Annotated in this window: 15 protein-coding genes; 5 read left to right on the forward strand and 10 right to left on the reverse strand. The window is 44.1% G+C overall.

Annotated features, from left to right (window positions below):
* Positions 1 to 49 precede the first annotated feature (49 nt).
* Positions 50 to 3,781, forward strand: coding sequence for a response regulator (locus EXT47_RS09770; protein WP_130126497.1), 3,732 nt, complete (start codon positions 50 to 52; stop codon positions 3,779 to 3,781).
* Between the two features lie 101 nt (positions 3,782 to 3,882).
* Here EXT47_RS09770 and EXT47_RS09775 read toward each other — a convergent pair whose 3' ends face one another.
* Positions 3,883 to 4,557: a DUF3334 family protein gene (locus tag EXT47_RS09775; protein ID WP_010378035.1), complete on the reverse strand. Its 675-nt coding sequence runs from the start codon at positions 4,555 to 4,557 to the stop codon at positions 3,883 to 3,885.
* Positions 4,558 to 4,672: 115 nt separating this feature from the next.
* Between EXT47_RS09775 and cmoA the strand changes: the two genes are divergently transcribed.
* From cmoA to EXT47_RS09795, 3 genes are all read left to right on the forward strand, one after another.
* Complete coding sequence (cmoA, locus tag EXT47_RS09780; RefSeq protein WP_130126498.1) at positions 4,673 to 5,398, forward strand: carboxy-S-adenosyl-L-methionine synthase CmoA; 726 nt, start codon at positions 4,673 to 4,675, stop codon at positions 5,396 to 5,398.
* Positions 5,399 to 5,406: 8 nt separating this feature from the next.
* The gene (cmoB, locus tag EXT47_RS09785) at positions 5,407 to 6,375 is read left to right on the forward strand and encodes a tRNA 5-methoxyuridine(34)/uridine 5-oxyacetic acid(34) synthase CmoB (RefSeq protein WP_017219248.1); all 969 of its coding nucleotides are present in this window, start codon (positions 5,407 to 5,409) and stop codon (positions 6,373 to 6,375) included.
* Between the two features lie 831 nt (positions 6,376 to 7,206).
* Positions 7,207 to 7,605: a hypothetical protein gene (locus EXT47_RS09795; RefSeq protein ID WP_240701604.1), complete on the forward strand. Its 399-nt coding sequence runs from the start codon at positions 7,207 to 7,209 to the stop codon at positions 7,603 to 7,605.
* Between the two features lie 76 nt (positions 7,606 to 7,681).
* Here the strand turns inward: EXT47_RS09795 and adk are convergent, their stop codons facing one another.
* The 6 genes from adk to glk form a co-directional block, all read right to left on the reverse strand.
* Positions 7,682 to 8,326 carry an adenylate kinase gene (adk, locus tag EXT47_RS09800; RefSeq protein WP_130126500.1) on the reverse strand — a complete coding sequence of 215 codons (645 nt, stop codon included), beginning with the start codon at positions 8,324 to 8,326 and terminating at the stop codon, positions 7,682 to 7,684.
* A 168-nt stretch (positions 8,327 to 8,494) separates the two neighbouring features.
* A complete protein-coding gene (gene gap / locus EXT47_RS09805) occupies positions 8,495 to 9,499 on the reverse strand; it encodes a type I glyceraldehyde-3-phosphate dehydrogenase (protein ID WP_010604051.1) in 1,005 nt (334 codons plus the stop codon).
* A gap of 17 nt (positions 9,500 to 9,516) precedes the next feature.
* Positions 9,517 to 10,137, reverse strand: coding sequence for a bifunctional 4-hydroxy-2-oxoglutarate aldolase/2-dehydro-3-deoxy-phosphogluconate aldolase (locus EXT47_RS09810; protein ID WP_010378022.1), 621 nt, complete (start codon positions 10,135 to 10,137; stop codon positions 9,517 to 9,519).
* 23 nt (positions 10,138 to 10,160) lie between these two features.
* Positions 10,161 to 12,014 carry a phosphogluconate dehydratase gene (gene edd, locus EXT47_RS09815; protein ID WP_130126501.1) on the reverse strand — a complete coding sequence of 618 codons (1,854 nt, stop codon included), beginning with the start codon at positions 12,012 to 12,014 and terminating at the stop codon, positions 10,161 to 10,163.
* A gap of 523 nt (positions 12,015 to 12,537) precedes the next feature.
* A complete protein-coding gene (locus EXT47_RS09820) occupies positions 12,538 to 13,557 on the reverse strand; it encodes a LacI family DNA-binding transcriptional regulator (RefSeq protein ID WP_039495542.1) in 1,020 nt (339 codons plus the stop codon).
* Positions 13,558 to 13,567: 10 nt separating this feature from the next.
* Positions 13,568 to 14,569: a glucokinase gene (gene glk, locus EXT47_RS09825; RefSeq protein ID WP_039495541.1), complete on the reverse strand. Its 1,002-nt coding sequence runs from the start codon at positions 14,567 to 14,569 to the stop codon at positions 13,568 to 13,570.
* A gap of 318 nt (positions 14,570 to 14,887) precedes the next feature.
* Between glk and EXT47_RS09830 the strand changes: the two genes are divergently transcribed.
* Positions 14,888 to 15,907, forward strand: a complete 1,020-nt coding sequence (locus tag EXT47_RS09830) for a LacI family DNA-binding transcriptional regulator (protein WP_039495539.1) — start codon at positions 14,888 to 14,890, stop codon at positions 15,905 to 15,907.
* 61 nt (positions 15,908 to 15,968) lie between these two features.
* Here EXT47_RS09830 and EXT47_RS09835 read toward each other — a convergent pair whose 3' ends face one another.
* From EXT47_RS09835 to EXT47_RS09845, 3 genes are read right to left on the reverse strand one after another with little or no spacing between them, the layout of a single operon-like run.
* Positions 15,969 to 18,365, reverse strand: a complete 2,397-nt coding sequence (locus EXT47_RS09835; protein WP_130126502.1) for a glycoside hydrolase family 15 protein — start codon at positions 18,363 to 18,365, stop codon at positions 15,969 to 15,971.
* Positions 18,366 to 18,375: 10 nt separating this feature from the next.
* Positions 18,376 to 19,875, reverse strand: coding sequence for an MFS transporter (locus tag EXT47_RS09840; protein ID WP_039495536.1), 1,500 nt, complete (start codon positions 19,873 to 19,875; stop codon positions 18,376 to 18,378).
* 3 nt (positions 19,876 to 19,878) lie between these two features.
* Complete coding sequence (locus tag EXT47_RS09845) at positions 19,879 to 21,753, reverse strand: alpha-amylase family glycosyl hydrolase (protein WP_039495535.1); 1,875 nt, start codon at positions 21,751 to 21,753, stop codon at positions 19,879 to 19,881.
* Between the last annotated feature and the right edge of the window lie 11 nt (positions 21,754 to 21,764).

The raw sequence follows: 21,764 nt of genomic DNA on the forward strand, positions 1-21,764 counted from the left end.
GTATATCGCGACTATGTTTATATATAAATTCACGCGTAAATAATAACTTATGTCCTCAAAAGCATTACTAAGTTGGATCGCACTTTTCGCCTTGATGGCAGCCCTAGGAAGCGCAACGCTTATCTACTACTCAACAACCACTCATAGCACACTCGCGACCGACGTTAATACCGCTTATCACAACCACCTCTCACTTGAGATGTATAGCAAAGATAAAAACGCCCAATGGCTCGATGACATCAAATCTGCACCAAGTCACTCATTGCCACTACCGCTACAACAAATTTATGAAACCCAAACAAGATTAAAATCTCGATTTTTAGCAAACACGGTTGAACAGGTCGATTTACCTCAAAGTTATCAAAACGCCATCCTACAACTGCCTCTCATTGCAAACGCCGAACTCGAAACACGCACCAATCAACAACTTAAAATACTGTTAATTACTGGCCTTGCTTTCGCGGTGTTAACACTATTTTTAGGCTTTTATGTTTGGTTTATGCGCACTAAACATTTCTCCCCGCTCTATCGCATCGTCAATACGCTACGTGCACAAGCGTTAAACGGCTCCCCTCTTTCAGTAGCCCCCACAAACAGTGATGCTGATGTAAAACGGCTCACACAAGCGATCCATGCTGCCACCACCTCTCAAAGCCAAAAGCTGGCGTCAGCCGCAATTATCGAAAACTATAATCGCGAACTAAAATCCATCACCGGCTCCGAACCTATCGTGCGCCACGCACTAGAGTTTATTGCCAATGAGTTCAATGCACCGAGTGTTTGTCTCTATGCCAATTTAGAAGACGACACCTTGTCATTAGTGAAAAGCCATGGAGTGACACCAAGCCACTCAATTATTGCGTCCACGATAGCGCTTTGCGCAACAAATAATGAACCACAAGTACAACAAGAACCGTTGTGGCTCAAAGAACAAGAAGTTGAAGTGAAGTTACAAAGCCGTTATTGCTTTCCACTAGCCATCGGTAATCATGTAGTGTATGTGCTGCTAGTCGGTAGTGCACAGGCGTTGATAGACAGCCAATTCGAAGCGCTTGAGTACTTGTGTAAGGACTTAAGCCTCGCGCTTGCTATTAATGAAAATATCGAAAAACAACAAAAGACAGAGTCGGCTTTAAGTGAACAACTTGAGCTTACCCACCACATAATCAATGCTATCCCAAACCCGACGTACTATCGTTCTACTGACGGGGTATTTATGGGGGTAAACAAGTCCTTTTTGGCGCTGTTAGATCAATTTGAAGTAGATGTGATTGGCGCCAAACTAGACGAAATTTTTGATTTAGGAATAGCCAGCCTATTTGAGTCCAAAGCCCACGAAATTATCACCACAACCCAAGAGCAAACTTACGAAGTACTATTGCTCGATGGCCAAGAGCAGGCGCGGGAACTGATTGTATACGAAGCGCCATTTTTTAATGAAAATGGCGCTGTAGCTGGGATTGTTGGCATGTACCTTGATGTTTCGGAGAGGAACCAACTACAACGAGAACTCATAGAAGCAAAAGACTTGGCCCAAAACTCGGCAAAAGCGAAAAGCGAATTCCTCGCCAACATGAGCCATGAAATTAGAACCCCAATGAACGCGATTATTGGTATGTCTCATCTCGCGCTCGCGACCGAATTAAATGCTAAACAGCACGACTACGTATCAAAAATAGATACTGCGGCAAAGCAATTACTGAGATTGATCAACGATATACTCGATTTTTCAAAAATCGAAGCTGGCAAAATCGAGTTAGAATATCAGGCTTTTTCAACAGAAAAGCTACTCGACAGTGTTGCCACCATCGTCAGTGTAAAAGCCCAAGAAAAACAACTAGAGTTAGTCTTTGATCTAGACTCACAAGTGCCCTACTGCGTGATTGGCGATCAATTTAGAATAAGCCAAGTACTCATCAATTTAGCGGGTAACGCGGTTAAATTCACAGAAACCGGTGAGGTTGTTATTCGTGTTGCCCTCGTCAATGTCGAAAAAGGGTTAGCGAAAATTAAGTTTAGCGTCAAAGACTCCGGTATTGGCATGAATAAACGTCAGCAAAAAAACCTATTTCAATCTTTCTCGCAAGCAGACAATTCAATCACCCGAAAATATGGCGGTACTGGGCTTGGCCTCACGATTTCGCAGCAACTGGTCAAGCTTATGGGGGGAGAAATATATGTTGAGAGTGAGGAGAACGTCGGTTCGGAGTTTTATTTCACATTAGAAATGGAAGTCAGTGACGAGCTGAGTCAGGCGAAAATGGCCTCTACCCACTTATCAGAGTTATCAGCAACAATTATTGACGATAACCAACACGCATTGGACGTGTTAAGCGGTATGCTAACAAACTTTGGTATGCAGGTTTGCTCTTATTTAGACCCTCATAAGGCGTTAAATCAATTCGTCCTGACACAAGATTTACCCGATCTTATTTTCGTCGATTGGCATATGCCGAAATTAGATGGTATTGAGCTGATCACTAAGCTGCAATCGCAAATCGATGTGTCGCAAAGTAAGTTCATTTTAGTCACAGCTTACGGTCGAGAATTAAACCTCAACGATAGCCAAGCCAGTTTAGTCGATGGTGTACTTTTAAAGCCGATTAATCCGTCAAATCTTGTGGACGTTATTCAAAGTGCCGTGTTTGACTCACCAGAAATAAGAACCACTATCACCAAAAAAGAACAAACGATTAGTAAACAAGCACTAAATGGCATATCGATTTTGGTTGCGGAGGATCAACCTGTCAACCAGGAAATCGCAGTGGAGATCTTATCTAGCTTCGGAGCTCAGGTGGCGGTCGCTGATAATGGGCAAGAAGCCATTGAGCAGGTTCATAGCAAACATATAGATATTGTTTTAATGGATATGCAAATGCCAGTGATGGATGGTATTACCGCGACGCAAAACCTTCGTATAGAGTTCGATAAAAATACACTTCCTATTCTCGCGATGACCGCCAATGCCATGGAAGAAGACATCCAGACTTGTATCGATGCTGGTATGAATGACCACGTCACCAAACCCATCGACGTTGAGCAACTCGTTAAAAGTATTTTGAAATATGCAAGCGCTGAGACCAGTAACCTTTCAGCAACGCCAGTAGCAAATCAACCAGAAGTCACTACAGAAGTAGAGGAAGTTGATGAGGTCATTGAGTTTGAAGGTATTGATATTGCCGAGGGTATTGCTCGAGCAGCTGGCAACCAAAAGGTTTACTTCGATATCTTAGAAAAGTTCCTGTCCCAGCAGATTGAAGAGCTGATCAATTTAAAACAGGCTTTAGCCATTGAGAATTTTGAACTGGCACATAGCATGTTACATGCATTAAAAGGTGCTAGCGCTAATCTTTCGATTATTAGGCTGACTGAAGAGTTTAAGCACATTGAGGCTTCTCTTAATGTCCGCCCACCTAATGCGAGCGAAATTGACGAACTGATTAAATACGTTAAATATGCACTGGAGCAATGCCAAAAACGTCGTAAAAAAGAAGCGTCTCATCAGGTAAAAAATGTAACGAAAAACAACGAAGAAAAAGGTGGCAATAGTCAATTAGAGGAACTCATCCAGCTCGCGTGTGCGTTAAGAGATTATGATACCCAAGCCACAGAGCTAGTAGACTCAATTTCGGTAAGTAGCTATTTGACTGAACCAGAACTACAGAAATTAAAAACCGCCATCGCCCGCTTTGAGTTCAATGAAGCCTTTATGATGCTAACATCCATAAAGCATGTAGAAGAAGCACCTGAGCTTAATGCAGGAAAAGGCGCACTGCATTAGTACCTTTGCTATCTATTTATCCTAGGGCGAAGTGAAGATTTTGACGTAATAGAAAGGCCACTGAGGTGGCCTTTCTAATTACGTGCTCCAAGAAAACGGTTTTACAGTCCTAACTGATCCATAAAGTCGTCATCTACAACATCTTCTTCCTGCGGCTTCGCTGGCTTTTTCTTCTCCGCCTGACTTGCAATAATGTCATCTGGGTCTACCGACTCCGCAATATCAAAGTCATGTAGCTTAATGAATTCAGTTTTATCCATTGCCAATTCAAGATAGAAAATATTCTGACCTTGCGTGGTAAAGGTAACGCGTCTAGCCTGCGGGCGATCCATCGTTGTGTCTACCGAGATCTGCACCTGTTTGTTGATAGCCATCATCTTAGGTTGGTTTTGCGTGATAGAGGTATGTAGTTGCTCACGTACTTTGTTGGTGAAATCACCAACAATTTGGTTCATCAACTCACCCAATACATTGGCAACGTCGTCGGACAAATGACTATGCGCAATTTCTTCTTCAGGCATGCCCATGTTGCGCATGTAATCGGTATACACCTCCATTGCTGCTTGCGCGGTAAAATTAGTTACGACTAAACCGGTAAAGCCGCCATCAAACAATACGAAACAGCCGATGTCAGGCCTCATACAGGTACGAGTGATCTTTTGTACCATCGCGGAATAGTTAATTTGGTTGCCGCTTGCCGACGACAGAACTTCTGTTACTGAGTGGCATAGCGTTGAGAGGATATCTTCTGTGCTAATCACTTTGCTTTTCGCCATTTTTGGTCTCATATTTACTTCTTATTATTAATAGTAGCCAAGCTACTGAATTTATCACTGACTATCCAGCATAAAATGCTAAAATAGCGAGATTATTTTCAAAGAGAGATTTAATGTGACGGGCAAAGACAGTATTTATGCCACTGAGCAAGCAGTAAAAGATTTCACTTTCGACGCCAATGTCGTCGAAGTGTTTCCAGATATGATCCAACGCTCAGTGCCGGGCTACGCGACAATAGTAAGCACAATGGGCAAACTTGCGGGTACTTACGCGCAAAGTAACTCAAACTTATATGACTTAGGCTGCTCTTTAGGCGCGGTCACGCTAAGCATGCGTAGAAATATAGATAAAGAAAACTGTCATATCATTGCCGTGGATAATTCACAGCCTATGGTAGAGCGTTGCCAACTGCATTTAAAAGGCTTTAAATCTGACGTCCCAGTCTCGGTCACTTTAGGTGATATCAATGAAATAGAGATTAGCAATGCATCTGTCGTTGCGATGAACTTCACCCTACAGTTTATTCCACCAGAAAACCGCAAAGCAGTTCTCGAAAAAATATATCAGGGTTTAAAACCTGGTGGCGTACTGCTATTAAGTGAAAAAATCCGCGGTGAAAACGGTACTAAAGACAACTTACTTATCGACCTTCACCACGACTTTAAACGCCACAATGGCTACTCAGAATTAGAGATCAGCCAAAAACGCACTGCGATTGAAAACGTGATGCGCACGGACTCATTAAGTACCCATATAACAAGATTAGAGGATATTGGCTTTAATCAAACTCAAGTGTGGTATCAGTGCTTTAACTTCTGCTCAATGGTAGCAATAAAATAGAGGCAATTATGAATCATTGGTTTACCGACTTTTATGCAACCATTGCGAAAACCCCTTTGAGCCATTGGCTAGAAACGTTGCCTGCGCAGCTTAGCCATTGGCAAAAAGAAGCCCAACATGGCGACTGGCCGAAATGGGAAAAAGTCATTAAAAATCTACCAGAGATCTCAACCACGCATGTTGATATAAAAACCAAGGTTGAGATAGGTACTGGCGAAGACGTTAATGAAGGTCATCAAAAGCAGTTAACGCATTTACTAAAACGCATGATGCCATGGCGTAAGGGACCATTTCATTTACATGGCGTCCATATTGATACTGAGTGGCGCAGCGACTGGAAATGGGACCGACTGCTCCCCCATATAAGTGACCTTCATGGCCGTAATGTCTTGGATATCGGCTGTGGTTCTGGTTATCACTTGTGGCGTATGCGCGGTGAAGGCGCAGAGCTTGTTGTTGGCATTGATCCTTCCGATCTATTTTTATGCCAATTCCAAACGATTAAACACTTTAACCCCGATCCAAACGTGCATTTACTACCACTAGGTGTAGAGCAATTGCCGGAGTTAAAAGCATTTGATACTGTGTTTTCAATGGGCGTGCTATATCACCGTCGTTCACCAATCGACTTTTTAGCGCAGCTAAAGTCTCAGCTAAGAAAAGGAGGCGAATTAGTGCTAGAAACACTCGTCATTGAGGGCGATGTAAATACAGTATTGGTGCCGACCGATCGCTACGCCAAGATGCGCAATGTATGGTTTATTCCAAGCTGTGATGCATTAACATTGTGGCTTGAGCGCGTGGGCTTTAAAGACATCAAAGTGGTAAACAAAGACGTTACGTCGTTAGACGAGCAGCGCCAAACTCCTTGGATGGAAACAGAGTCGCTTGCTGATTTCTTAGATCCAAATGACACCAGCAAAACCATTGAAGGCTACCCAGCTCCGCTCCGTGCTATATTTATCGCGAAAGCGTAAAACTGGTAAGGGGCACCAGCCCCTTACTCATAAGAACCATCAAAATAAAACCATAAACGACTGATTTAGTCGCATTATTTTACAAATCTAATACCAATTAGCTTAATAAAGTGATCTATTTTGAGGCGAGAAAATCTTGTCGATAACACCGCTTCCGCATCCTGCTCACGCCAAGGTACCTACATCCATGTAGGCAAGGCGAAAATTTTGCTATTTAACCTGAGGTTTGGATAAGGAATGAGCTAACTCATTGTTTTTAATACCACATTAAATTATACCCTTTCCTAGCCAGACAGTTTTAGGGATAACAAGGCGAATTTACGCACCAATAGCTGGCTATTGGAAGTGAATTCAACGCAGTTAGCGCTAAAACTGGCTGCTAGAAAGGCATTAATTATCCGAAGCTCAGGTTATTTAGTTGCTCTAAATGAGAAATTTTTAACGCAGTTAGCGTCAGATTTGCTCCTTCAAATTGAGCAAGTATTAAGATTAATTGGTATAAGGTTGACCCAAATATTCTTCGTTCATTACAATCACGCCACTATGCGGTTGCACTGCATAGCTTGAATTATACCAATTGTATTAGGTAAATGAGCTATTTGAAGCGGAGAAATAGCTTTAGTAGCTAGGCAAAAATTTTGCTATTTAGTTGTTCTAAATGAGAAATTTTTAACGACGCTAATATGGTATTTCACCCTTCAAATTGATTGGAGACTTAGTGCAATTGGTATTAGACTATACAATAAGGAATTGTTAATGAAAAAGATGTCTCTTACCGCCCTCTTCATTTCTTCACCCGCGCTTAGTGGTTAAGCAATTGCTGACGATTTTATGATCACGAAAGAAAAACAACCTAGTCGGATGCTAGTATTAAGCTCAGCAGGCGGTCTTTCGACTACAGAGTTTTCTGTATTAAACGTCGATTTAAGTGATATCCCATGTGGAAGCAAAACGGGTACTATCACTGGATTTAGCTATACTTCAGCGGGTTACGCCGATCCTGGCAATGAAACGGTGGAGCTTTGTTTCAGTCGTGCATACAGCACGGCACCTTTCAAGTGCACTGAAATTAATCCTAACGATTCAGGGAATACAGCTACGTTTAATGGTGAGGCATTTAAAGCGGGTATTTCAGCCTCTATCGTTCATAGAGTAGAAGCCACAGGCAACTTCCATTATGCAGAGCCAAGTCGAAAAGAAAGTATTACTTTCCACTACAACACTTATTAAAACGATTTAGCTAGTTTAGAAATAATGTAGGAGTCTCATAGGACTCCTACTTGTTAACCAAGCAAACGCTTAGTTATTAACCCAATAGTTCACCTAACTGCTTGCTTACCGCATCAACAGCTTGTGTACCATCTAGTTTGTGATATTGCGTGTTACCAGCATCCGCTTCCGCACTATAGTAATCTACTAGCGGTTTTGTCTGCTCATGGTAAATCGCTAGACGTTTACGTACTGTCTCTTCAGTGTCGTCATCACGAATGATTAGGTCTTCACCCGTTACGTCATCTTTGCCTTCTACTTTAGGCGGGTTATAAACGATGTGGTAAACACGACCAGAATCTGGGTGTACACGACGACCGCTCATACGCTCAACGATGATCTCATCTGCTACGTCAAATTCGATAACATGGTCAACTTTGATGCCATTTTCTTTCATTGCATCTGCTTGTGGAATTGTGCGTGGGAAGCCATCAAGCAAGAAGCCATTTGCACAATCTTCTTTTGCGATGCGCTCTTTTACCAAGCCGATAATGATTTCATCAGATACTAGTTGACCTGCATCCATGACTTTTTTCGCTTCAAGACCCAACGGAGTCCCTTCTTTGATAGCAGCACGTAACATGTCGCCTGTAGAGATCTGAGGGATCCCATATTTGTCCATTAGAAATTGAGCTTGAGTACCTTTACCTGCACCCGGCGCGCCTAGCAAGATGATGCGCATAATTGAATCCTCGTTTGGAGTTATTGGTGTTTGTGTGGTGAATTTTTCCATATACGGTGCCGATCCTCAAGGAACTTATACTAATTGATAAGGAAGAATGGCAATTTTTCCGTCAAAAACAAAAAAGCTCCGCTATCTGCAGAGCTTTTGGTCAGAAATTAATCCTGATTATAAAAATGCACCTAGTGCTTTAACTTGGTCTAGCATGCGGCAAGAGAAGCCCCATTCGTTATCATACCAAGCCATCACTTTTACCAGCTTTCCATCTACTTTGGTTTGTGTTGAGTCAAACACTGAAGAAGCCGGGTTGTGGTTGAAATCGATAGAAACCAAAGGTAATTCATTGTACTCAAGGATTGCACTCATCGCGCCCTCAGCAGCCGCTTTGATTGCCGCATTCACTTCTTCTTTTGAAGTGTCACGCTTAGCAACAAACGTTAAATCAACCAGTGATACGTTGATGGTTGGCACACGAACCGCCATACCATCTAGTTTGCCAGCAAGTTCAGGAAGCACTAAGCCAACCGCCTTTGCCGCACCCGTTTTCGTCGGGATCATCGACTGAGTAGCACTACGCGCACGATATAAATCAGGGTGGTAAACGTCTGATAGATTCTGATCGTTGGTGTAGGCATGAATGGTTGTCATGCTACCCTGCTCAATACCAATAGTATCATTCAAAACTTTTGCAATAGGCGCAAGACAGTTTGTGGTACAAGATGCGTTAGAGATAATGGTTGATTCAGCATTTAGCACTTCGCTGTTAACACCATGAACAACCGTTGCATCCATATCTGTGCCCGGCGCAGATACAATCACTTTTTTCGCACCGGCTTCGATGTGTTTAGCCGCAGCTTCGCGAGAAGTGAACAACCCAGTACATTCAAGTACGATATCAACGTTTAGCGCTTTCCAAGGAAGATTTGCAGGGTCACGCTCTTGCGTTAGCGTGATTTCGTCACCACCGATAACGAGTGTGTTGTCGTTAAGAACAACCTGCTCTTGAAAGCGACCATGTACAGAGTCAAATTGGGTCAAATGCGCGTTTACGTTCGCAGGTGCGAGATCGTTGATGGCAACGACTTTGATGTCTTTATTCTGACCTGACTCGTACAGTGCACGAAGTACGTTACGACCGATACGTCCATAGCCATTAATTGCGATATTAATCATGATAACTGTCCCCTAATCTATTTTACTTCACTTGCTTGTTTCGCAAGCGCTTCAATGGCTTGCCAGTCTTTGTTTGCGATAAGTGCTTTATCAAGCATCCAAGTACCGCCCACACATACCACATTGTCGAGTGCAAGATACTTAGGTGCAGTTGCCAACGAAATACCACCCGTTGGACAGAATTTAACTTGTGGAATTGGTCCACCAATGGATTTAAGCATTGGTGCACCACCTGCAGCTTCTGCAGGGAAAAACTTTAAGAATTCAAAACCGTGACTTGCAAGCTTCATCACTTCGCTTGGCGTTGCAGCACCTGGAAGAAATGGAATACTTGACGACTTAGCCAGTTCCAATAATTCGTCATTGACACCTGGACTTACCATGAAGTCAGCGCCGGCTTCAACAGAGGCATTAAAGGTTGCCTTATCCACTACCGTACCAGTACCAACATAGGCGTCTGGTAAGGCCGCTTTAATGTCTTTTACCGCTTGCGCTGCCACCGGTGTACGAAGTGTCACTTCAAGTGCTTTTAAGCCACCATTAAACAATGCCGTAGCAAGCGGCACCGCGTCTTCTAGGTTATCAATAACGATAACCGGAACCACTGGTGCTGCTGACAATATCTCTTTAATACTCATGCTCACCCTCATTCCCACTGTTATTATTCTTCGATGCCAAATGAGCATGCGCCTTGATCTGCACTGCTCACTACGTGTCTAAATCCTGAGAATAGCTCTCGACCCGTACCAAATGTTTGCGATTGCGGTGAAAGCTGTAATTCGCGCTGTGCCATTTCTTCATCAGAAACATGTAGCACTAATTCGCCTTTTGGTGCATTTAAGGTGATCAAATCACCTTCGTGTACTTTTGCAATTGCACCACCTTCAACCGCTTCCGGCGCAAGGTGGATCGCCGCAGGTACTTTACCCGAAGCGCCAGACATACGACCATCAGTCACAATCGCCACTTTAAAACCTTGGTCTTGTAATGTAGCCATGACAGGTGTCAGTTTATGTAACTCAGGCATACCTTTCGCTTTAGGGCCTTGCTCTTTGATCACGGCAATAAAGTCTTGGTTAAGCTTGCCAGCACTAAAGGCTTCTTGTAATTCGCTTTGAGAGCTGAATACTTTCGCCGGTGCAGTCACCGTTTGGTGCTGCTCTTGTACCGCAGACACTTTAATCACCGCTTTACCCAAATTACCATTAAGTAGTTGCAAGCCGCCTTGCTTGTTAAATGGATTTGCTACTGGGCGAAGTACTTCTTCATCCAGTGAATTCTCAGGTACTGGTACCCACTTCACTTTGGCAGGACCTTGATTATCGCTGATGATCACATTGCTGTTGATATCCAGTAATGGTTCCATCGTATAAGCATCAAGCCCTTCACCCACAATCGTTTTTACGTCATTGTGTAAGAAGCCGCCATCTCTTAATTCACGCATTAAGAAGCCCATGCCACCAGCCGCTTGGAAGTGGTTTACATCGGCATGACCATTTGGATAAATACGCGTTAATAACGGCACTACTTCAGACAAATCCGCCATGTCTTTCCAAGTGATTTGAACGCCAGCCGCTTTTGCCATTGCGACTAAGTGAATGGCATGATTGGTAGAACCACCAGTAGACAACAAACCGACCAAACCATTGATCACGGTTTTTTCACTCACGATATCCGCAAGTGCATTGCCGCTTTTACCGTCAAGTAGCTGAGTTAGCATGGTTTCAACCGCACTCGCCGTTAAGCCATCTCTTAATTCAGTGTATGGGTTGATAAACGAGCTACCAGGTAAATGAAGACCCATGATCTCCATTAACATCTGGTTCGAGTTCGCCGTACCGTAGAAAGTACAAGTACCTGCACTGTGGTATGAAGCACTCTCAGCTTCCAGTAACTCTTCGCGGCTGACTAAGCCTTGTGCAAACTTTTGACGAATACGTGCCTTTTCTTTGTTCGGGATCCCTGATTGCATTGGACCTGCAGGTAAAAAGAAAATGGGCAAATGGCCAAAAGACAAAGCACCGATTAATAGTCCTGGGACAATTTTGTCGCATACACCAAGACAGAAAACCCCATCGAAGACATCGTGTGATAACGCCACCGCTGTTGACATGGCAATGACATCACGAGAGAACAAAGACAGTTCCATGCCATCTCGGCCTTGGGTAACCCCGTCACACATAGCAGGTACACCACCCGCTACTTGCGCAGTCGCGTCAAACTTGTTTGCCACTGCTTTAATTAAATCTGGATATTCTTTATAAGGTTCGTGCGCAGACAACATGTCATTGTACGAATTGATAATTGCTAGGTTTGGTTGCTCGTCTTCTTTTAGGCGAGCCTTATCACTGCTTGAGCAAGCAGCCATTACGTGTGCTAGGTTTCCACAGCCCAGTCCCGCTCGTACGCGCGTTTGTTTTTTTGCTTGTTGGATTCGAGCTAAATAGGCTTGACGTGTTGCTTGGCTTCGCTCAATGACGCGTTCGGTGACTTCCTGAATTCGTGGATGCAACATATTACTGACTCTCTAGTGTTAGAGGAAAAAGGCTCTGCACGATTACCAGCATTCGTGGTAATCCTTGTACAGAGCTGCTTTGATTTACCCGTTCAAAGGTACGCTATCAGGTTGTCTCTCACCCCAACCTGACACCGGTGTCACTATATTTACGCACAAAGCTGACACCGGTGTCAACCCTTCTTATAAATTTAGTCTAACTTTTTAAAATGACCAAATTATAACCACTTAAAACTTTGCCGATATCTGCGATATTAAAATCATTACCTAACTGATTTTATTAGTAATTATTATGACAAAAAGAATAATAATAATGATTGAGCGAAATCATTATTTGATAGCAAAGTTATCAATGAGCCTTAACTTGGTAACATGGCCTTTAATCGCTGGGTCAGCGAGCCTGATTATCGCGACATAAATCTGCGCATTTATCTAGTCCGCAACGTTTTCCCTAGTAGCTGCGAAAATAAAAAGCCCAACGGCTAAGCGTTGGGCTTTGGGGCAAGTATAAAAATTGAAAAAGTTATGAATCCGAGCGCGCTTTCGTCGACTCTCGAGTGATAAGTTTAGCTTCTAAAACTTGCTGAAACGGTGCTTCTTGCGGCTGAGATATATGCTTAATCAGCTCTTCTACCGCTATCCGAGTCATTTCTTCCACAGGCTGTGCTATCGTCGTCAGACCCGGCCAAATATGCCTTGCAATAGGTGCGTTATCAAACCCAGCAATAGATAACTGCTCGGGCACTTTTATCTCTCGCTGCGTAGCAAGTTTTAACACGGCCGCAGCCATGTAGTCGTTTGATGCAAATACAGCCGTTGGTCTTGGCTCTAAGTCCAATATAGCTTTTGCACTGTCTGCGCCTGAGTGATAACTAAAGTTACCTTCTGCAACTAACCGCTCTCGATATTCAATACCATGCTTTGCTAGTGCTTTTTGGTATCCAGAGAAACGATTTTCTGTGGCACTGTGATCAGGGTGACCTTTAATAAAGGCAATTTCGGTATGACCTAAATTAATCAAGTGCTCAGTTAACTCAAAAGCGCCCTGCTCGTCATTACTGCGAATTGAAATCGAATCATCGCCTTCAATGGCTGAAGCAACGCGTGCATAGGGAATATTACGCTGCTTTAAAAAAGCAATAAGCTCGTTGGAGTCTGAAAACGGTGGAGTAAGCACAATACCGTCAAGTCTCGATGTGGTAAGCAGCTGATCAACATTGTCGATAAGGTCTTGGCCGCGCAGTTCACAAGGATGTATCAATAAATTGTAACTATGCTTCTGACACGCTTCCAGCGCACCGCTTTGCACTCGCGTGATATAGCTTTTTGATGGATTGTCGTATAAACAACCGATGATAAAGCTACGATTTTGTGCCAAACCGCGTGCGATAGGATTAGGCTTATAATTCAGCTCTTCAAAGACCTTCAGGACTTTTTCCCGCGTTGCTGGACTAACATTTGGCTCGTTATTTAATACCCGAGATACTGTCTTTTTAGACACTCCGGCATATTCGGCAACGCTATTAATAGTTACTTTTTTCATCGATTTTCCCTTAAGCCCGGCGTCGCTCATGAATACATGCAGCTGCGCCAATCAGTGGGATATTATCTTGTACCACCAAAGTAACTGGAATTTGGCTCGTGTACTGTGACATCATGCCTTTTTCGGTAAAGCGTTCAACAAAGCTACTTGCTTGTAATCGCGCTTTCATCCGCGGCAAGATCCCACCACCTATATAAACACCACCTAAGGCACCAAAAGTCAGTGCTAAATCACCAGCCACACTACCCATCCAGTCACAGAAGTGACTCAATGTTGCGTCGCACACTTTACATTCTTTCGCAAGTGCACTGATCTGCGCCGCATTAAGATCTTTAGCTTGCTCACCACGCACTTCTGCCATAGCTTTGTAGAGTCTCGCAATACCTGGGCCTGAAAACACCGTCTCGACTGAGACATGTTGAATACTCGCGCGCAGTACCGTTAACAGCTCTTTGTCTAAGGCGGTAACCGGTGCAAGTGAGATATGTCCCGCTTCACAGCTCATCACCGCGCTGCCGTTAATATCTCTAGCAAGGCAAGCTGCACCAAATCCAGTGCCAGGACCCATTACGCCGATATTTGCACCTAGCTCAGGCTGACCTTGCTTAATCACTAGGTTTTTCTCTAGTGCTAAGTAGGGCGCCGCATAGGCAAAAGCAGCAAAGTCGTTGATCACGGCAAGTTCGGTAAAATCGAACTGGGCTTTGATGTCTTCGGAATTAAAATGCCAACCTAAATTAGTTAAATGAACTTGCTGAGATTTGATAGGACCGGCAACCGCGAGACAGGCTCGGCTTGGCTGCGCAACAGGTAGCTCAGTTAAATATTTTTGGATAGCGGATTCAAAAGACTGGAATTCAGCACTAGGAAAAGTGGCTTGATGCGTAATTACAAAATGGTTAGTTCGCGTATCAAAATCTGACACGATTGCAAATCTGGCGTTTGTTCCCCCGATGTCGGCAACGACAATCGGCTCAAACGGCACGGATGAATGGCTTGTTGTCTGGCTCATATTATTATCTCTTTATCACTGCGATTATGCTTGGGCTAACATCAGGGCTGCCAGCACACGTCCTGCAATTTACTGTCTCAACTCGCCAAAATTTGCACGCCTTGGCTTTTGCTCTTACCTGTTATTCTGTTAATTTGGTAAAAAAATGCTGCCCTTGGCATAGGGCAGCCAAATACGTTTTGACAACAAAATGATAAAACATCGACATTATGACACCGGTGTCAGGCTGTATCAATAAAAATTTGCAAATTCGGTGAAATTGGTTGAAAAAAAAATTGAATGGCTGACAATGTCACTGTCTTAAGCGTTGAGAAGAACATGAAAGGTAAAGCAACTTCATTTGATATCGCCCATTATGCTGGCGTTTCGCAATCTACGGTGTCGCGTGCCCTAAGAAATAGCCCTTTGGTTAACGAAGAAACTCGTCGTCGCGTTCATGAGATTGCTAAAAAGCTTAATTATAAGGTCGATAAAAACGCGAGTAATCTGCGCACTCAGCAAAGCAGTACATTAGCTTTGCTGTTATTTGAAGATCCCACAGAAGACGAGTCACAAATTAATCCTTTCTTTTTAAGTATGCTTGGCAGTATTACCCGAGCGTGTGCAAAAGAAGGCTATGACCTTTTAGTATCGTTCCAATCGACGAGCAGTGATTGGCATGCCGATTACGAGGATAGTCACCGTGCTGACGGGTTAATTTTACTAGGCTATGGTGATTACATCGATTACCAGTCAAAGTTACAAACTCTACTCGACAACCACACAAAGTTTGTTTGTTGGGGGGCAACGGTTGATAACCGTCCAGACCTAACTGTGAGCTGCGATAATTACGGTGGTGGTGTATTGGCTGCAAAGCATTTAATCGACATGGTCAGAACAGATTGTGCGTTTATTGGCGATGCTTCGGATCACAGCCCGGAGTTTTTTGCACGTTTTAAAGGCTTTAGAGACACCCTTAAAGCAAAAGGTATTGAGGTGAGCGACCGTAAGATGGCAAATGCGATTTCCACAGAAGACTCTGGGTATCATGCAACTCGCTCCTTAATCGCCAACAATGTTAAATTTAACGCGCTTTTCGCGGCTAGCGATCTTATTGCTATTGGCGCGATTAAGGCGCTTCAAGAAGCAGGCGTTCGCGTGCCTCATGATGTACATGTCGTTGGCTTTGATAACATTGCCGCTGCGGGTTATGTTTCTCCCTCTTTAACTACTGTGCAGCAAAACACCACATTGGCAGGACAAATGCTGGTCGATAACTTACTTACGCTTATCCGAGGTGAAGCAGTAGCCTCTACCCTCTTGCCACCGAAATTGATTGTTAGGCAGTCTTCACGGTAGCAATAGCGATAAAAATGCCGAACTCATCTTCGGCATTTTTTATGTGTTTACTTACTGTTTGTTATTTCAGTTTACTTTCTACGATTGGGTAGTGATCCCACACTTGTTTTTCATTAAGAGAGCGCACTAACTTTACGTATTCAGCATGTGTCCAAGCCAAAGGCGTCGCCGAGTTGGTTCCTTCGCCAAGTTGATAGCCAAAGGTATTTTTACCCACACCATCCCATACTTGCTCAGGTAACATCATGCCTTCATTAGCAAAGTGCTCCATCCCCTTCACATAAGTATTTTGTATTTTGCTCTGCTCATCCGCACTCAACTCACCATCGAGCAGCGCCAGCGCAAGATCATAGTGACCACGCTCTCCGGTAAAGAAAGGCCACACTCGACCGCGTTGGCCATCGGTATTCTGACCATTTTCGGCATAATTAATACCGCGCTTCTCGTCTTCACCATAACCGTCGTTACCGTAACGGCGATACCCCGGATAACTATTAACATCGCCATCAAATTTAAAGCTATATTTTACTCTTAAGTTTTCAGCTATCAACTCATCATCATATTCAGGCATGGTAGCCACAATGCTCGGGGCATCAGCCCCTCTAACCCCGTAACGCACAAGTTCTAAAAAGCCACCATCGATGATCTGCTTCTTATCCATTCCGCTGCGGCCATTATTGGCATTTAAGGTCGTACTGGAATTAGGGTTTTCGTCTTGTCCAATACGGAAGAAATATTGACCGTCACTGTGTTTGCTTTGCAGATTACCTTTGGTTGTGAACATGAATGACTCAACATCACGATTATACTGATGCGCCGTCGCAAGGAATTTCTCTTGTCCCGCTTTATCACCGGCCAATTTAGCAATGTCGCTCGCCGTTACAAGACCTGCAATGATTGCCGCGGTAGTCGATGGTGAATAGCCATTTTGCTCTTCCCAACGCTCTTGTTGCGTCGCAGGCGGTGTGATTTGCGTGTCATTCCACAATATTTTAGCCAGTCCACCTTCAACTAAGAAGTTAGCTGCGGGCTTTAACATCTTATTGTACCAATAAACCAGTCTATCATCGCTTAGCACACCCGCTTGCCACAGTTTCCATGCCAGCATAATCGGCATTGCCGTTTGGTCAAGTTGTACACCAACCCACTCAAGCTCGCCATCTACATGCGTTTTTTGTAAGAACCAGCCGGTATCACCATGGTTACCCGGTGTTTTATCCGTAACTTGCACTTTTTCTAGATACTCAAAAGCAGTGAGCGCTGTTTGTGTATCTCCCATCGCCAAAAATGCCATCGCTACTTGATAAAAATCACGCACCCATACTGCTTTATAACCGGTATGGCCTTGCTCTGCTGGCACTGTGTCACCCCACGGATTTGACAACGATGCTATCAGCGCGCCGGCATGGGTTTTATCTTCTTGCGCCTTAAGCACAAGCGCACTGGTGTAAAGTAACTTGCCGTTGTCTGCGGTATTTGCCGTCATGGACTTTAGCGGCACTAAACTGTCGAGATAATCTTGCCAGCCCGTCGCTTCGCCTTGGCCATTATAATCAGCCAGTACCTTGTCATAACCTTTGGCTAATGTGGCTGCCCCCTCAGCAAAGCTCTGCTGCTGAGAATGACCAAAACTCAAGGTAAGGTCAAAGGTGCTGCTGCCCTTTACTTGTCCTAAGTTTGCCAACCAGTTAACGTTGCCACTCTCTTTGCCTGTAGATGCATAAGCCAGAGCTATATGTCCTGTAGTCTCAAGTGCCGCTAAATTATCGCTGGTGCCAGTAAAACCGACAGATGCTTCAACAAAGCCGGTTTTGCTCTGCAATGAGAGATAGTTCTTACCTTCCCATGCTAACAAACCTTGCTCTGTCACTTTTGCAAAATCGTTTAAGCCATTGTTATTCACGTATGGATTAACGTTCACAAAAGCCTGTACATTTTTGAATTCAGTATCTACTTTTGCTCGAACAAACAAGGTTTGTCCATCAGGGTCGGTAAAAATATGCTTTTCAAGAGTAAAACGGCCTTGCTTATCCTTGCTTAAAATTTTGTAAGCCAGCGATAACGGGCGCCCACTGGCATCTTTATAAAGGTAGTCAATCGTGACATCTAGAGCGTCAGTATCAGATTCTTTCACTGCAAAGCCGTCACCCACGATGATAAATTGCATGTCTTTGATCTGCGCTTGGTGAATAAGTCCAAACATGGTCTCTGTGATCATCCCTTTTGCAACAGAAAACCATACCTTTGAAACTGCTTTAGTAGCCGTAGAATCGCTGTACTTGCCGTCTTCGTACGCTTCGTACGACGTACCAATCCCCGTTTTTCCAGAGTATGACCAATAAGGTTTAACGCCAGGTGCACCTGGTGCCGTCAGGGTTTCATTGCCAGATTGCTGTGATCCGCAACCCATGAGGCCAGCACTTACCAAGGCAAGTGCGATTGTTGATAGTTTAATCATCTCGTTCTCCTTATTGAGCCTTTATCGTGACTCTTGAAACAGCTAATGCAGCGAGTAAAAATGACACGCCTCCGATGACGAGTGCGAATATCGGTTGGTTATCAAAACCATGACGCAGAATTAGACCTAGAATACTGGCGGCGAGTAATTGTGGGATCACGATAAAAAAGTTAAAGATCCCCATAAATACACCCATTTTGTTGCTTGGCAAAGCGTTACTTAACATCGCGTAAGGTAATGACAAAATAGATGCCCAAGCAAAACCAATGCCCACCATTGGCAACCAAAGTAATGTGGGATCACCAATAAATTTGAAGCTAATTAAAGACACTGCACCAAAAAACAAGTTAGCTGCATGTGCCCCTTTGAGGCCGATGCGCTTAACCATGAATGGGATCACCATCGCAGCAATAGCAGCAAAGCCATTGTAGGCTGCAAATAACACCCCGACCCAATCAGCACCGTCGTTATAAAGCTTGCTCGTTACATCTGACGTACCATAGTGATGGCTCGTCACCGCTGAGGTGGTATAGATCCACATGGCAAATAGCGAAAACCAGCTAAAAAACTGTACCACAGCAAGCTGCTGCATGGTCTTTGGCATCGTAAATAGGTCAAAAATAACATGATAAAAACCATTACTTATACGCTGTTTTTGCTGCATCACATGCGCAATGACAAATACAATTGCAAAAGCGATAAGCAGCCCACTAAGCAAATAAAGCTCTTTTTCAAGGCCAAAAAGTGCAACGGCAAGCAACACAATAACGCCAATGAAACCACTCACCGCACTGCCTTTTAAAAAGTTCACAGGTAGGTCTGACAGTGTTGCGCTTTGCGTATTCGTTTGCGCTTGTTCAAAAGCAGCGAGTTGCTCAGGGCTATATTCTTTCGTTTTTAGAATCGTCCACAATACGGAGATGAACAAAATAGCTCCCCCCCAGTAAAATGCGTATTTTACCGAGTCAGGGATTTGTCCTGCAGGAGCTGTGTTACTCACCTCAAACCAATTGGTCATCATCCAAGGCAGCGCAGACGCGACCACGGCACCAACACCAATGAAAAAGCTCTGCATCGCATAACCTGTAGCACGTTGCTTTTCATTCAGATTATCACCTACTAATGCTCTAAACGGCTCCATCGTGACGTTAATAGACGCATCCATGATCCACAGCATACCCGCCGCAATCCATAGTGTTGGAGAATTGGGCATGATGAAAAGCGATAGCGTGGTGAGAATAGCCCCCCACAAGAAAAATGGTCTTCTACGGCCAAGTCTTCCCCATGTTCTATCACTCCAGTAGCCGATAATTGGCTGCACGATTAAACCCGTTAAGGGCGCTGCAACCCACAAAATAGGGATATCATCGACCTTAGCACCGAGGGTTTGAAAAATACGACTCACGTTGCCGTTTTGCAGTGCAAAACCAAATTGGATCCCAAGAAACCCAAAGCACATATTCCATATCTGCCAAAAACTGAGTTGTGGTTTTTGTTGTTCTTGTTGCATAGGTTACTTCTCTAATTGATAAACCACGCTGGCAAGCGGTGCTAGCGTAATCGTTGCGTTGGCGTGCTCGCCATCAGTCGTTGGTTGTAATTGTAAAGTCGGGTGTGACTCTAAAACATCGTTATAAACACCATGCCACCCTTTAGGCAGATTGATGGTGACTATTTGTTCTTGTTCTGCATTAAAGTTGCTCACGACCAACAGCTTTTGTTGACCTAATTTACGGCCAAATGCCATGACTGTTTCAGCATTGCTTGGCATCTCAGCGCTCAGAGCGACTTGCTGGTATTCACCAGCCGCAATCGCCGGCTGCTTTGCAAGATTGAGTAATTTGACGTAGTAATTACGAAGTGCCTTTTGCTCATTTGAAAGTAGCGCGCCATCAAATTTCCCGTTATTCATCCATTTTTGATGTTCGGGTACACCTATATAGTCAAAGATACTGGTTCTGCTTGGACTGCCGAACCCCGCCTGCTCAGAGCCGTCTTCCCCTAATGTTTGCCCAAAATAGATCATCGATGGCGCTGTGCTTATCAGGTGACTAACCACCATAGCGGGTTTACCTTTTAGCGGATCGCCTACAAATTCAGGGCTTGCGATACGCTGCTCATCATGGTTTTCTAAAAAGTGCAACATATGGGGGGCAATATCGGCTACCGATTGATGCATATCCAACACCGCTTGGGCACTACCTTTGCCCTGCATTAACGCCTTCAAGGTGTCGTAGAAACCCACTTTGTCGTAAAGGTAATCCATCTTCCCTTGCTTGATATACGGGCGATATAAAGTGGGGTTATAGACTTCAGCAAGCAAGAAAGCTTCAGGATTTTTTGTTTTAATCGACGAGTTTAGGAAGCTCCAAAACTCTACTGGCACCATTTCCGCCATATCGTAACGGAAACCGTCTACGCCCTTTTCTAACCAAAAGTGCGTAATGGCTTGAAATTTGTACCAACTATCTGGCAATTGCTTGTGTTGCCAAAATTCAAAATGTGCACGGTAATCCTGCTGAGCATAATCGTCAGGCAAGCGGTCGAAATCGTAGCTACCGTCAGGCTTCACCCCGTAATTCACTTTGACGGTTTCATACCAATCATTAATATCAGGCTTTGCCGCACGAGCACCGTTACCGGTCCACTTTGCTGGATTTTCTGCAAATTTGCCATCCGCCAATGAATGAGAACCACCACCTAACACCTGATAGCCTTCACTCGTTGGTACTGTAAATTCCTCACCAACCACGTAATAAAAGTTATTGTCCCGAGCATATGCAACTTGCGTGTCGTCATTCGCGCCAAAATCGACAGTTCCTTTAGGCGCACCGAGTGACTCATAGTTACGAGCGACATGGTTTGGCACAATATCGATGATCACTTTTAAGCCAGCGTCATGTGTGCGCTTGATTAAGGCTTCAAATTCAGCCAGTCGCGCAGAAGGATCGTTAGCAAGATCAGGGTTAACGTTGTAGTAATCTTTTATTGCATAGGGTGAACCCGCTCTGCCTTTTACAACATCAGGATCATCTTGGCTGATCCCATACTTACTATAATCCGTCACTACAGCGTGATGAAGTACACCGGTATACCAAACATGGGTCACACCCATCGCCTTAATTTGTTGTAATGCCGTAGGAGTAAAATCAGAAAACTTGCCTACGCCGTTTTCCTCTAGCGTTCCCCAAGGTTTGTTCACCGCTTTGGTGTTGCCAAAGAGCCTTGTGAAGACTTGATAAACAACGGGTTTGCTCACTGGTGCCACTTCCGATTGCAATGTCATTTGTTCGGTTTTTTTATCAACTAGCTTGGGGCCACAGCCGCTTAAACTTACTGCACCACCCAAAAGCGCTGACACAGCCAATAGTAGAGATTTATTTTTCATAGTGTTGTCAT

This window comes from Pseudoalteromonas sp. CO342X (assembly GCF_004208915.1).
Lineage (GTDB): Bacteria > Pseudomonadota > Gammaproteobacteria > Enterobacterales > Alteromonadaceae > Pseudoalteromonas > Pseudoalteromonas maricaloris.

What these genes read in the sequence shown, in the direction of transcription:
- EXT47_RS09770 (WP_130126497.1), top strand. Translation starts at nt 50, where the DNA reads ATGTCCTCAAAAGCATTACTAAGTTGGATCGCACTTTTCGCCTTGATG.
- EXT47_RS09775 (WP_010378035.1), bottom strand. Translation starts at nt 4,557, where the DNA reads ATGGCGAAAAGCAAAGTGATTAGCACAGAAGATATCCTCTCAACGCTA.
- cmoB (WP_017219248.1), top strand. Translation starts at nt 5,407, where the DNA reads ATGAATCATTGGTTTACCGACTTTTATGCAACCATTGCGAAAACCCCT.
- EXT47_RS09795 (WP_240701604.1), top strand. Translation starts at nt 7,207, where the DNA reads ATGATCACGAAAGAAAAACAACCTAGTCGGATGCTAGTATTAAGCTCA.
- adk (WP_130126500.1), bottom strand. Translation starts at nt 8,326, where the DNA reads ATGCGCATCATCTTGCTAGGCGCGCCGGGTGCAGGTAAAGGTACTCAA.
- gap (WP_010604051.1), bottom strand. Translation starts at nt 9,499, where the DNA reads ATGATTAATATCGCAATTAATGGCTATGGACGTATCGGTCGTAACGTA.
- EXT47_RS09810 (WP_010378022.1), bottom strand. Translation starts at nt 10,137, where the DNA reads ATGAGTATTAAAGAGATATTGTCAGCAGCACCAGTGGTTCCGGTTATC.
- edd (WP_130126501.1), bottom strand. Translation starts at nt 12,014, where the DNA reads ATGTTGCATCCACGAATTCAGGAAGTCACCGAACGCGTCATTGAGCGA.
- EXT47_RS09820 (WP_039495542.1), bottom strand. Translation starts at nt 13,557, where the DNA reads ATGAAAAAAGTAACTATTAATAGCGTTGCCGAATATGCCGGAGTGTCT.
- glk (WP_039495541.1), bottom strand. Translation starts at nt 14,569, where the DNA reads ATGAGCCAGACAACAAGCCATTCATCCGTGCCGTTTGAGCCGATTGTC.
- EXT47_RS09830 (WP_039495539.1), top strand. Translation starts at nt 14,888, where the DNA reads ATGAAAGGTAAAGCAACTTCATTTGATATCGCCCATTATGCTGGCGTT.
- EXT47_RS09835 (WP_130126502.1), bottom strand. Translation starts at nt 18,365, where the DNA reads ATGATTAAACTATCAACAATCGCACTTGCCTTGGTAAGTGCTGGCCTC.
- EXT47_RS09840 (WP_039495536.1), bottom strand. Translation starts at nt 19,875, where the DNA reads ATGCAACAAGAACAACAAAAACCACAACTCAGTTTTTGGCAGATATGG.
- EXT47_RS09845 (WP_039495535.1), bottom strand. Translation starts at nt 21,753, where the DNA reads ATGAAAAATAAATCTCTACTATTGGCTGTGTCAGCGCTTTTGGGTGGT.